At 41.6% G+C, this 13,559-nt stretch carries 13 protein-coding genes; 1 reads left to right on the top strand and 12 read right to left on the bottom strand.

All coding sequences use genetic code 11. The annotated features are described in order from the left end of the window. The first annotated feature begins 79 nt into the window (after positions 1–79). Entirely contained in the window at positions 80–1,012 is a 933-nt protein-coding gene (locus tag ACNQO6_RS08015; RefSeq protein WP_440208727.1) for an AraC family transcriptional regulator, read from the top strand. A gap of 46 nt (positions 1,013–1,058) precedes the next feature. Here ACNQO6_RS08015 and lpxA read toward each other — a convergent pair whose 3' ends face one another. The 12 genes from lpxA to rimO form a co-directional block, all read right to left on the bottom strand. After that, positions 1,059–1,847, bottom strand: coding sequence for an acyl-ACP--UDP-N-acetylglucosamine O-acyltransferase (gene lpxA, locus ACNQO6_RS08020; RefSeq protein WP_440208616.1), 789 nt, complete (start codon positions 1,845–1,847; stop codon positions 1,059–1,061). Beyond that, positions 1,844–2,329, bottom strand: coding sequence for a 3-hydroxyacyl-ACP dehydratase FabZ (gene fabZ, locus ACNQO6_RS08025; RefSeq protein ID WP_004772011.1), 486 nt, complete (start codon positions 2,327–2,329; stop codon positions 1,844–1,846). The genes lpxA and fabZ overlap by 4 nt, the downstream gene beginning before the upstream one ends. A 6-nt stretch (positions 2,330–2,335) precedes the next feature. Continuing rightward, entirely contained in the window at positions 2,336–3,406 is a 1,071-nt protein-coding gene (gene lpxD, locus ACNQO6_RS08030) for a UDP-3-O-(3-hydroxymyristoyl)glucosamine N-acyltransferase (RefSeq protein WP_440208617.1), read from the bottom strand. A 3-nt stretch (positions 3,407–3,409) separates the two neighbouring features. Continuing rightward, complete coding sequence (locus tag ACNQO6_RS08035; RefSeq protein WP_324620982.1) at positions 3,410–3,910, bottom strand: OmpH family outer membrane protein; 501 nt, start codon at positions 3,908–3,910, stop codon at positions 3,410–3,412. 44 nt (positions 3,911–3,954) lie between these two features. Next, positions 3,955–6,468 carry an outer membrane protein assembly factor BamA gene (gene bamA, locus ACNQO6_RS08040; RefSeq protein WP_440208618.1) on the bottom strand — a complete coding sequence of 838 codons (2,514 nt, stop codon included), beginning with the start codon at positions 6,466–6,468 and terminating at the stop codon, positions 3,955–3,957. Between the two features lie 34 nt (positions 6,469–6,502). Beyond that, on the bottom strand, positions 6,503–7,858 hold the full coding sequence (rseP, locus tag ACNQO6_RS08045) for an RIP metalloprotease RseP (RefSeq protein WP_343581156.1): 1,356 nt from the start codon (positions 7,856–7,858) through the stop codon (positions 6,503–6,505). A gap of 5 nt (positions 7,859–7,863) precedes the next feature. After that, entirely contained in the window at positions 7,864–9,060 is a 1,197-nt protein-coding gene (ispC, locus tag ACNQO6_RS08050; RefSeq protein WP_440208619.1) for a 1-deoxy-D-xylulose-5-phosphate reductoisomerase, read from the bottom strand. Next, positions 9,061–9,885 carry a phosphatidate cytidylyltransferase gene (locus ACNQO6_RS08055; protein ID WP_343581160.1) on the bottom strand — a complete coding sequence of 275 codons (825 nt, stop codon included), beginning with the start codon at positions 9,883–9,885 and terminating at the stop codon, positions 9,061–9,063. A gap of 2 nt (positions 9,886–9,887) precedes the next feature. Continuing rightward, complete coding sequence (uppS, locus tag ACNQO6_RS08060; protein ID WP_440208620.1) at positions 9,888–10,637, bottom strand: polyprenyl diphosphate synthase; 750 nt, start codon at positions 10,635–10,637, stop codon at positions 9,888–9,890. Between the two features lie 5 nt (positions 10,638–10,642). Beyond that, positions 10,643–11,197, bottom strand: coding sequence for a ribosome recycling factor (frr, locus tag ACNQO6_RS08065; protein ID WP_343581163.1), 555 nt, complete (start codon positions 11,195–11,197; stop codon positions 10,643–10,645). A 77-nt stretch (positions 11,198–11,274) separates the two neighbouring features. Beyond that, a complete protein-coding gene (gene pyrH, locus ACNQO6_RS08070; RefSeq protein ID WP_004772000.1) occupies positions 11,275–12,003 on the bottom strand; it encodes a UMP kinase in 729 nt (242 codons plus the stop codon). A 51-nt stretch (positions 12,004–12,054) separates the two neighbouring features. Beyond that, positions 12,055–13,398, bottom strand: a complete 1,344-nt coding sequence (gene rimO, locus ACNQO6_RS08075; RefSeq protein ID WP_005230215.1) for a 30S ribosomal protein S12 methylthiotransferase RimO — start codon at positions 13,396–13,398, stop codon at positions 12,055–12,057. Positions 13,399–13,559 lie beyond the last annotated feature (161 nt).

Raw genomic sequence — 13,559 nt, forward strand, 5'->3', positions numbered from 1 at the left:
TGTTTTTGTCCTATAAACACATATTGAGTTATTAGCGCAGCTCTCTATAATTTAAATGAATACATCGTTAAAAAATCATATGGATGCTTTAAGTAAAATATTCGCGGATATTCATTTAAACCACACTGAATATATCTACTTGAAAACTCAAGGAGAATGGAGTTTTATCTGCCAAGATCAAACCGCCTTGATTGTTCATATTGTGTTAGTGGGTTCTGTTTTTATTCAAATTGACGCACAAAATAGTTTAACTGCACATGCAGGCGAAATTGTGGTTATTCCATCCGGAAAAGCCCATACCGGTGCAGACAATGCGATTACCAAACTGGTCGATGCAGTAGATATTTCAAGATTGTTTGATGGGCATCAAGAAGAAGCCATCGAGTTCGGTACACATTCATCCGAAAAGAATCTGATTCTGACCGTACGCTGCCAAATTGATACCATTATGGCACGTCCTTTTATTCAGGCCTTGCCGCCGATGATCCATCTACAGCATGGCGATACCAATGCGCCCGAATGGTTGCAAATCGGCTTACATTTCCTGGCTTTAGAAACTCAAAATATTCAGGCCGGTCGCGATATTATCATTGATCACCTAGTGAATATCCTGCTCATTAAATGTATCCGTGATCATATCCAGCAAATCTCAAGCCAGCATGGCTGGCTTAGCGCATTAAACCACCCAGAACTCAGTAATAGCCTGGCGGCAATCCATAACCACCCTGAAGATGCCTGGACGGTTGAATCACTAGCAGAACAATGCTGTATGTCACGCTCAAAGTTTGCCAGTCTATTCCACGAAGTAATCGGTGAGTCTCCTCTCGCCTATTTGCAACAACATCGCATGCGCCTAGCCAGCCAGTATCTACGTAAAAGTAATTACTCAGTACAACAAATTGCCAATAAAGTCGGATATTCCTCAGAAACTGCTTTTAGCCAGGCCTTTAAACGCACATTTGAACATTCACCAAAACAGTATCGGCAGCTATTTGTCGAAGAAGAAAATTAGGCATAAAAAAAGACACTCACGTGTCTTTTTTGCTTTTCATCATGGATTAACGCACGATACCACGTGTGGATTGCTCTAATGAGTCAATGAACAGTTGGGCTTCGGGTGTTTTCACCAGAATTTCATTACGAATCTGTTCAATCGCCTGTTCAGTGGTTAAACCAGATTTATAAATCAGCTTATAAGCTTCTCGTAAACCCTGAATGGTGTCACGAGACCATCCTTTACGACGCATTCCCTCAATATTCATACCGAAAGCGCGTGCAGGATTACCAGAGGCCATGATATAAGCAGGTACATCCTTAAGGATAAGCGCTGCACCACCGATCATACTATATGAATCGATTCTGCAGAATTGGTGAATGCCCGCATTCCCGCCAACAATCACGTGATCACCGACATGAACATGCCCGGCAACACCGACATTATTGGCAAAAATATTATGGTTCCCAATCACACAGTCATGGGCAATATGCGTATTCACCATCAACAGGTTATGGCTACCAATTTTGGTCAGGCTGTGATCCTGAACCGTACCACGATGCAAAGTACAATGTTCGCGAATCGAGTTGTGGTCACCGATTTCTAACCAGGTTTCTTCGCCCTGATATTTTAAATCCTGACAAATTTCCCCAATACTCGAAAACTGGAAAATATCGTTATTTTTACCAATTTTCGTAAAACCGCCAATAACAACGTGTGAATGTAATTTTGTACCAGAGTCAATACTTACATTTGGACCCACAATACAATACGGACCAATTTGTACATCAGATGCGATTTCTGCAGACGGGTCAATAATTGCTGTGGGATGTATTAAATTTTGACTACTCATGTCTGCTCAATTTTCTGGTGTGAAATAATAATCTCTGCCGTTGCAGCAACAATGCCATCAACGCTAGCAGTACAATTGTACTTGTAAATGCCACGTTTTTGCATCACAAGTTCAGATTTTAAGACAAGCTGGTCACCTGCAACAACCTGTTTTTTAAATCTGATTTTCTCTGCACCTGCAAATAAAAACAGCGAACCTGCTTTCGGCTTTTGATTAGTTAAGACAAAACCCAGAATTCCAGACACCTGTGCTAATGCTTCAATCATCAGTACGCCAGGCATAATTGGGTAAGTCGGGAAATGCCCTTGGAAAAACTCTTCATTAATCGAGACGTTCTTATAACCGACAATACTGTTCTCAGTTATTTCCGTAACGCGATCAACTAATAAAAATGGATAACGATGGGGTAAATATTCACGAATGGTAAGAATATCCATGGGTAATTCAGGCATCGTAAATGCTGGAGATGTAGACTCAGTCATAATAAATTATTTACGTAACTTAAAGGTTGATTCAAGGGACTCTAATTGAGCTTGCATATGATCAAGCCTTTTAGTGATTTGGGTCAATGGCACATCTGCTAATTGTCTGAGACGCACAATCGTCTTTTTCCAGTGACTATTTTCAAAAAGTCCCATGCCAGAAGAATATGTTCCAGCCTCAGAAATATTTCTTGTGACCATTGACATTGCCGTAAGTGTCACATTATCTGCAATTGTAAGGTGTCCAACCACCCCTGAGGCGCCGCCCATGATACAGTTTTTGCCAATGCGTGCACTGCCTGCGATTCCACAGTTGGCTGCGATCGCTGTATTTTCACCAATATGCACATTGTGAGCAACTTGCACAAGGTTATCAATAATGACACCATCTTCCAGAACTGTATCGTCCAGTGCACCACGATCAATACTGCAATTTGAACCGATTCGTACATCATTTCCAATCCGAACCGAACCCAGTTGAGCAATACGATGCCACTTCCCTTGATACGGTGCAAATCCAAAACCTTCTGTACCGATAACAGTATTGGCATGGATACGCACACGATCTTTCAGTTTTGCGCCACCTGTAATCGTCACATGTGCATCAATGAAACAGTCCTTACCAATCTCGACTTCATCATCAACAAAAGCATGTGCCTGAATAATTGTATTGTTACCAACCACACAGTTTTCACCGATTACAACATAGTGTCCAATATATACATCATCGGCAATCATCGCAGAAGGATGAATTTTGGCGGTGCTTTCAATACCGCGTTGGCTAATCTTTTTTTCAAATCTATGCGTTAAAGTTGCAAACGCTAAATAAGGATTATCAACAACAATAAAGTTTTGTTTACTTGTTAGTAGTGATTTAAGCGGAGCTGTGACGATATAGGCACCTGCATGACTTGCTTCTGCCTGTGCGAGATATTTTTCACCATTCACAAAACTGATCTGATTTTCTTGTGCCTGTTCTAAACTTGCCAAGCCCGAGATCTGAAAATCTTGTGCACCGAAATACTCACCTTTGACAAGGTGAGCAATTTCTTCTAAACGATAACTACGTCTATTCATTGATTATTTAATTGAATTAACCTTTTGAATCATTTTATCAGTTAAATCATACTGAGCGTCAGAGGCAATCGTAGAATTTTTATTCAAAATAAAGTCTAAGTTGTTCTCTTTACGCAATTGTTCAGCAGCTTGCTTCACACGTGTTTCAAAAGTTGTATTCATTGCCTGCAAACTCGACTGAACTTTGGTTTGTAAACCTTGCTGAGTTGAGTTGAATTCACTTAATTTTGACTGATATTGAGCGGTTAGTTTTTGAATATCAGCCTGATTCATTTTTTGGCCTTCAGTCTGTGCTTTTTGTTGTAAAGACTCCAGTTCTTTACCCAATTGCTCAAGACGGGTTGAAGTCGGTTTTACCGACTGGCTCAAACTTGCATTTTGTTGCTTAAGATAAGTACTACTTTCTACAACCTTAGCCAAATCAACCACAGCCAGTCCCGCAGCATTGACCGTTGCAGAAACTGTTAATCCTAAACCTAAGATCAGCTTTGTTAATGTTTTCATTATTGCTTCCTTTATCTCTTTTACAGCGCTAAGCGAGGCCGTACTTAGAAAGTACGACCGATTTCAAATTGGATCGATTTAGTATCATCGCCAGGTTTATCATTTAACGGATATGCGTAGCTAAGTGATAATGGGCCAATCATGGTAATCCAGGTAAAACCGACACCGACACTGTATCGCATATTGCTGAAATCAAAATTATAGTTATCTTTACAATATTGTTTGATATCAATATTGCTTCCATTCATCTTCATTGTTCCAGTTGCGATGTCACATTTAGTATCAAACACCTGTGCACCTTCAGCAAACAATACCGGACGGACCTGACGTGCCCAATCTCCTTTAAATGGTAAAGGTAGAGCAAGTTCAGTACCGAATTGAACCAGTGCATTACCACCGACTTCTTCTGGATCAGGATCGTTTTTATCAGTTTCCTGGAAAATAACGCTTGGATATTTTGGACCTAACGTACTATTGTCATAACCACGGACCGAGCCATAGCCACCCGCATAGAAGTTTTTATAGAACGGCAGGTCATTACCATAGCCAAGTTTACCATAACCACGAAGTACGAAGCCTGCGCCTAATGATTTGAATGCTTGCGCATCATAAGTTATTTTTTGATAGTCAACATCACTACCTGGCAGACCAACTTCCAACCCTACACGATGCGACATACCTGATGTCGGGAAAATTGGTCGATTGAGGGTATTATAAGACCATCCAAGGTTTAACATATACGTTAAGAATGTGCCTTCAAATGCATTGTCGTATGGCTTAAATCCATCCTGACACGTACCCGGTATGTCTTTCTGATCTGGATCTTTTTCATTTACCCCTGATGGACACCATGTACCAGAGCCCGTTGCTTTACCGCCATTAGCCAGCAAATAATCACGAATATAAGTCGAAACACTTGGACCTGTACGCACCTTAGTCTGGTCAACCCCTAAAGATGCGCTTAGGCTTTGATTTTCATCAATCGGGTAACCGAAACTTAAACTACCACCAATACTATCAGTCACATAGTTATTAACGTTATAGTCTTCATTTAACTTGGTTTTACGATAGTAGACGTTATAACCACGACTTACGCCATCAATGGTGAAATACGGATCAGTCACACTTAAGTTATAGTAATCCTGAGTCTCTGAACGAGACAAATCGACTGAAACCCGGTTACCGGTACCCATAAAGTTGGTTTGGCTTAAACCCGCCTGGAAGGTTACACCACCATTCTGTGAGTAACCAACAGCCAGTGTAGTGGTACCTGAATGCTGCTCCTCAACATTGACGTTTAAGTCAACTTCATCAGGAGAGTTTGGTACACGAACAGGTTTGACATCAACTGTTTTAAAGAAACCGGTACGTTCTAAACGGACTTTAGAAAGATCAATTTTCTCATTGCTCGCCAACGCACCTTCCATTTGTCGCATTTCACGACGCAACACTTCATCTGCAGTTTTACTGTTACCTGTGAAGTTGATACGACGTACCGTCACTTGCTGACCTGGGTTGATATAATAATTCAGGTTAACAATACCTGTTTCATTATTGATTTCAGGTACAACATTGACTTCTGCATAGTAATAACCCGCATTACCATATTTGCGAAGTAGAAGTTGCTTAACCGCATTTACTTTTTCTTGTGAATAGGTTTCGCCATCTTTATAAAGTTTAAGTGCCGTGAGCTCTTCTGGTTTATAAAGTGCATCACCTAAGAATTTGGTTTCACCAAACTTGAACTGACTACCTTCATCAACAGACACTTCAATAAAGATATGTTTTTTATCTTCACTAATGTTGAGTTGCGAATTGATAATATTAAAGTTGATATAACCTTTGTTTAGGTATAAAGCACGTAAAGCTTCCAGACTGGCCGCCATTTTCTCACGTGCATAACGGTCATTACGGGTTACCACAGAAGCCCAGCCGCTTTCTTTCACCGCGAAAGCCTGTTTGATATCGCTATCACTAAAGACAGTATTACCGATGATGTTAATATCAAAAACTTTTGCCGCAGTACCTTCGTTAAAGTTTAACTTCAACTCAACACGGTTATTTGGACGTGCAACGGTTTCAACGGTGACGTCAGCATCATAACGACCTTGCTGGGTATATTGCTGCTCTAGCTCAGTTTCAATGATCTGCAAGGCCGATTTTTTGAAAACTTCACCTTCAGCGATTCCCATTTTCTTCAAACCTTGCTCTAAGGCTTCTTTTGGAATCAGTTTATTGCCTTTGAACTCCAGTTTTGAAATCACTGGACGTTCAACAACTTTAAAGACTAAAACATTATTTTCTTTATAAGTTTTAATGTCATCAAATAAACCAGAAGCATACAAAGTGCGAATTGCCTCAGCAATCATAGGATCACTTACTCTATCGCCACTATTTATTGGTAACATAGAATAGATACTTGCAGGTGTTAAACGCACTAAGCCATCAATTCGTATATCTTGTGCAAGAAATTCATCTGCAGCGTATGCTTGTTGTACCACTGCCATCGCACTAACCAGTGCCAAAGGCATTAATAAATGTGTGTGACGCATGCCCATATATTTTCCAGTAAGTTAAATTCCATTTGCGTTGTTATAAACGCATGAAGTCGTTAAATAAAGCCAAAAGCATCATGCTACCGAGCAGTACCATACCAACTTTTAGACCAAACATCTGTATTTGTTCAGAAACAGGTTTACCACGAATTGCTTCGATAAAGTAATACACCAAATGACCGCCATCGAGCATGGGGATCGGTAATAAATTCAAGATCCCCAAGCTGACGCTCATCAAAGCCATAAACGAAATAAAGGTTTGCCACCCCATTTCCGCACTTTGACCAGCCACTTTGGCAATGGTGATTGGGCCAGACAGATTATCCAGACCAATTAAGCCACGTACCATCTTGATAATTGAATTAAAAATCATGCCCGAGAGCTGAGTGGTCTTATCGACGGCAACACCTAAAGCTTCAACCGGTGAGTATTGAATGGTTTGTTTATATTCAGCTGGAATCGTGATCTTGCCTGCATCACTTTTCACACCCAGTACACCCGTGGTATTGCCCATATTGTCACGCTGACCTTGCGGCATGACCTGCAAATGCACAATCTGCCCTTGGCGCAACACATCAATATTCAGCAATTTTTCCGGTGAACTTTGAACGATATCAACTACATCAAACCAATCTTTCATGGCAACATTATCGATTGCAACAATCTGATCACCCACCTTCATCCCTTGACGAACGGCTGCACCATCTGCACTCAGTTCTTTCACTTTAGCTGGGATAACCGGACGGTAAGGCAAGAAACCTAGCACATCCAAAGGAGACTGACTTTGGTCTTTCAGGAAATCTTTAATCGGTAGACTCACCTGCTTTTCAGTACCCGCACGGTCAACGATGATCGAAACTCGCCCGGTTTCACCGACACGGTTTACAAGTGCATAATTCAGTTTTTCCCATGTTGGCGTTGTCTGCCCATCAACATTGACAATCTTGTCACCCACCTTCAGATCAACTTGAGCGGCAGGTGTGTTCGGGATAATTTTACCGATACGTGTATTCAACTGCTCTTGTGCCGGCAGGAACAAAATCCAGAATAGAAATACTGCAAAAAACAGATTAATCAATGGGCCCGCAGCAACAATAGCGATACGTTTCCATGGAGACTGCCGGTTAAAGGCATACGGTAAATCTTGCTCAGCAACATTACCTTCACGCTCATCCAGCATCTTGACATAGCCACCAAGTGGCAAAGCAGAAAGCTGGTATTGAATCCCTGATTTTTTAGACTGCCATTTTAATAAAGTTGGACCAAAACCAATTGAATAGACCAGAACCTTGACACCAAGTTTACGTGCCACCCAATAATGACCAAATTCGTGAATTGCGATTAAAGGACCAAGCAATAGAATCGCTGCAACAATCATAAATAGTGCATTCATACGATTTAGCCTCTCTTATTCACAATATACTTTTCTGCAATCTGTCTAGCGATCATATCAGTCTGTAAAATGATGTCTATGTTTTCTGCTTTAGCATTTTGTACAGCTTGCAAAGTATGATCCACCACTTGAGGAATCTCGGTAAATCGGATCTGTTGTTGCAAGAATGCAGCAACTGCAATTTCATTGGCTGCATTTAATACTGTAGGCGCCAAACCGCCTGCCCGCATGGCCTGACGTGCCAAGTCCAATGCCGGGAACCTGATAATATCCGGTTGCTGAAAATTCAGTTGAGCCGTCTCAAATAAATTGAGCGCAGGCACATCTGTTGCCAGCCGTTTAGGCCAAGCTAATGCATGTGCAATTGGCGTACACATATCTGGGTTACCCATTTGTGCCAAAGTTGATCCATCCACATATTGCACCATGGAATGAATAATACTTTGTGGGTGAACAACAACTGTAACAAAATGTTCTGATATTGAAAACAAATGACATGCTTCGATCAGTTCCAGACCTTTGTTCATCAACGTCGCCGAATCAACCGAGATTTTTTGTCCCATTGACCAGTTTGGGTGCTTGCATGCCTGTTGGGGTGTAACCTCATGCAATTGTGCCAAAGAATGATTGAGAAAAGGCCCACCTGATGCCGTCAATAAAATACGGGAGACCCCTAATTGGGGTTGACCTGTTCTTTCTGCATCAAGGTAATCATGTGGTAGAGACTGGAAAATCGCATTATGTTCAGAATCAACCGGTAGCAATAGAGCATTATGCTCACGTGCCGCCTGCATCATGATATCACCCGACATCACCAGTGATTCTTTGTTGGCTAACAGAACACGCTTACCTGCTTTTACTGCCGCCAGTGTAGGCAACAAGCCAGCGGCTCCAACAATGGCTGCCATCACCACATCGACATCAGCATGTTCAGCAATGGTAATCAAGCCGGCTTCGTCTGTCAGGATATCAATATTTTTTAAATTTTCTTGGATTAAACGTTGTTGTAACTCCAGTGCTTTTTCATTGGGGACAACAACAATTTTTGGATGATATTTTTTACAAATTTCTAAAAGTTCATCTAAACGACTATATGCAGAGACTGCAAATACGGTGTATTGGTCTGGGTGCTGTTCCAGTACTTTTAAAGTACTTTGACCAATTGAACCAGTAACACCCAATATACAAACAGCTTGAGTCATTTAAAGATCTACACCAATAAGTTTTAATATATACATACCTGTTGCAAAGATCGGTGCAGCAGCAAGTAAAGAATCAATACGATCAAGCACACCACCGTGTCCTGGAAGTACGCGACCAGAATCTTTAATTCCAGCGCGGCGCTTAATCATGGATTCAAACAAATCGCCCAGCACAGATGCAAACACAGTAATGATCGAAAGAATTAAGAATAAGATTAGCTGTATTGTGGTTAAGTTTAAATAGAAATATTGCACAACCAGCATAATAATGACCGTTGTCGCAATACCGCCATATAAACCCTCAACCGATTTATTCGGACTCACAGAGGGTGCAAGTTTTTTCTTGCCAAACTTACGTCCGACAAAATAAGCGCCACTGTCCGCGCCCCAGACCAGCAGGAACAGATACATGAGCCACCAAGGCGAACTATGCCAGACCGCATAAAGCGCAGTGACTGCAGCAGAAATCAGGATAAAGCCGATCAGATAAAGTGATGGGTTGTACCAGTTATCAGATTCCGGATAGTTTTTGACCCAATAAATGCTTCCCAGCCATGTGAGAATCGATGCTGCCCAAAGTAAAAGCGCAACATCATCAAAAAATAATGCCAGTGTAGATACTGCCGCGACACAGCCACCATATACCCAAGCCTTCGGCTTTGAAACAGCGGTTACACTACGAGGCATAAGCTTAAACCATTCGTAGCCAGCAACCCCTGCAGCTAAAATCATAAGCATAAACATTGGATAATGTGATTGCGTTGCAAACATGCAACTTAAAACAACAGCAACTAACACCAATGCGGTAATAATCCGCTCTAACATTATTAATTCTCTATTTTCGCTTGTTGAATCTGTTCTGATGTCTTGCCAAAGCGTCGTTCACGTCCTGAAAAAACACGAAAGGCATGATCTAGCTCTTCTATGGTAAATTCTGGCCATAAAGTATCGGTAAAATACAGTTCTGCATAGGCAGCTTGCCAGAGTAAGAAGTTAGACAAACGATAATCCCCACCTGTACGGATCAATAAATCAACAGCTGGAAGATCATTTAGACTGACATATTTATCAAATAAATCAACATTTATCTGATCTGCTTGAAGCTTTCCTGCCAGCGTATCGCGCGCAATCATTTTTGCAGCTTGCGCCATATCCCACATTCCACCATAACTAATCGCAATGGTCAGGGTCATAGAGCTATAAGCTGCTGTTTTTTGTTCGGCGTATTGCATCAGATCGCGCAGTTGGCCGGACAACCGAGAACGGTCACCAATAAAGCGCAGTGCAATATTGAACTTTTCCATACGCGGCAGTTGTTCATGAATTGTTTCTTCCAACAATTTCATTAACAAGTCCACTTCGTACTGAGGGCGGTTCCAGTTTTCGCTTGAAAATGCAAAAACGGTTAAAGCACGAATGCCAACTTTCTTGCAATGCTCGACAATCGGATCCAAGACATTCTTGCCTTCACGATGCCCATCGCCTTTTTGCATTTGATTTTTTTTGGCAAAACGATTGTTGCCATCCATGATGATGGCAACATGTTGAGGAAGAAGCTGTTCTTCTTGCGAGGTCATAAAAATCAGACCTTCATCAATTCTGCTTCTTTTGCTGCAAGACGCTTATCAACTTCTGCAACATATTTATCGGTGATTTTCTGGATCTCTTCACCAGCACGGCGATCATCATCTTCAGAAATTTCTTTTTCTTTCAATAATGCCTTGATATCACCCAAAACATCACGACGAATATTACGGATTGCAACTTTTGCATTTTCAGCTTCTGAACGTGCAACCTTCTGCATGTCACGACGTGTTTCTTCTGTCAACGCAGGAAGTGGCACACGAATTGAATCAGATGTAATCGGGTTTAAGCCAAGGTCGCTTTCACGAATGGCCTTATCAATTGCAGAAACCATGGTACGTTCAAACGGTTGTACGATAAGTGTGCGAGAGTCTTCAACACCAACGTTCGCCACTTGGTTTAATGGAACATCTGAGCCATAGTAAGGAACTACCACACCATTTAAAATTGATGGATGAGCACGTCCAGTACGAACTTTGGCAAAACCTAACTCTAAAGAGTCAAGTGTTTTCTGCATGCGCTGTTCGCTATCTTTTTTGAGATCGTTAATCATATGATCTTCCTTACTTATTCATTAGGTATTACAAAATATTTAAACAATAGTATAAAGAGCTTTCTGGCTCACGTACATTAATTCGTTACGTGAGTACCCTCTTTTTCGCCCATGACGACAGAAAGTAATGCGCCAGATTTGTTCATATCAAAAACTTGTAATGGCACATTGTGGTCACGGCACAAACAAATTGCCGTAAGATCCATCACACCAAGCTTTTCATCAAGCACCTGGTCGAAAGTTAAATTGTCATATTTAACTGCATCATCGTATTTGCTTGGATCTTTGTTATAAACGCCATCAACTTTAGTCGCTTTCAAGATCAGGTTCGCTTCAATCTCGATACCACGTAAACATGCTGCAGTATCTGTGGTAAAGAATGGGTTGCCTGTACCAGCAACAAACACACACACTTCACCCTGGCTTAAATGACGAATTGCGTCACGGCTTGAGTATGGCTCAACCACTGTACCAATCGATAACGCTGACATTAAACGGGTTTTGATATTGCGACGCACCAATGCATCACGCATTGCCAAACCGTTCATCACAGTCGCCAACATACCCATCTGGTCACCAGTTACACGGCCAACCAGACCATCTTTTTGAAGCTGGCTACCACGGTATAAGTTACCGCCACCGACAACGATACCAACCTGCACACCCAAACCAACCAAGTGTGCAATTGAAAGTGACATTTGATCTAATACTTGGGCATCAATACCCATATCTTTATTGCCTGCCAAAGCTTCACCAGAAAGCTTGAGCAAGATTCGTGCATAACGTGGATTTTTAGAAGCTGACATACTTTTACTCCAAACCGACCAATCTCAAAATTTTCTAAAATTAATTCAACATCAAGCAGATTTAATCTGGATTAACTTTGCAAATAAATCGTATTCATCTGCATCGGTAATTTCGACTTCAAGCAGATCTCCTGCTTTAATCACACTCTTATCAATATCTTCAACAAAAACGTTGCCATCAATTTCTGGCGCATCTGCATAAGAACGGGCAACTGCAACTGGAAACTCATCTTCCAGACTATCCACCAGCACTGTCATTTTCTGACCAATACGTTTTTGCAGTTTTGCTGCTGAAATTGCTTGCTGCACTTCCATGAAGCGTTCATAACGCTCTTGCTTGATCTCTTCTGGCACATGATCAGGAAGATCGTTTGCGGTTGCACCTTCAACTGGTGAATAGGTAAAGCAGCCGACACGATCCAACTGCGCTTCTTTTAACCATTCCAGCAAGATTTGGAAATCTTCTTCAGTTTCCCCAGGGAAACCCACCACGAATGTTGAACGAATCACCAATTCAGGGCATTTTTCACGCCACAATTTAAGGCGCTCCAACGTATTTTCACTATGCGCCGGTCGTTTCATCAATTTTAAGATGCGTGGACTGGCATGCTGGAAAGGAATATCCAAATAAGGCAGGATTTTACCTTGCGCCATCAAGTCAATGGCAGCATCCACGTGTGGATATGGATAAACATAATGCAAACGTACCCAGATGCCTAACTGGCCCAGCGCTTCACACATGTCATAGAATTTGGTCTTAACCGGCTGGCCATTCCAGAAATCCAGCTTATATTTGGTGTCCACACCATAAGCTGAGGTATCTTGAGAAATCACCAGAATTTCTTTTACACCTGCACGCTTCAGTGCAGCAGCTTCATCCAGCACTTTCCCGACGGGACGAGACACAAGATCGCCACGCATACTCGGGATAATGCAGAATGTACAACGGTGATTACAGCCTTCCGAGATTTTCAAATAAGCATAATGCTTCGGTGTTAAACGAACACCTTGCTCAGGGACTAAATCAATAAATGGGTTGTGTTTTGGCGGTGCTGGTACATATTCATGTACTGCTTCCATTACATCCTGATAGGCTGCTGCACCTGTCACTTTAAGAACATTTGGGTGCATCTGGCGAATTTTGTCTTCGTCTTTACCTAAACAGCCTGTAACGATAACTCGGCCATTTTCGCTCATGGCTTCGCCAATCGCATCTAAAGACTCTTGTACTGCAGATTCAATAAAACCACAGGTATTTACAACTACCAGATCCGCACCATCATAATCTGATGCAACTTGATAACCTTCAGTCTTTAACTGAGTTAAAATTCGTTCAGAATCTACCAATGCCTTAGGACAACCTAAAGATACAAAACCGACTTTGGGGGTCTTCATGAATCTGCGCTCCACTTGAATCGGCGTATTGTATGACTTTTCTTGGCTTACGCATAGCTGCAAAGCCATCTCTTTGTGTAATGCACCAAAATACGACCGAAATTTTAAATAAAATCCACAAGCGCACCATTTTGGAACATAATAATTTATTGAAATCACTG

The organism is Acinetobacter calcoaceticus, assembly GCF_051947995.1.
GTDB lineage: Bacteria > Pseudomonadota > Gammaproteobacteria > Pseudomonadales > Moraxellaceae > Acinetobacter.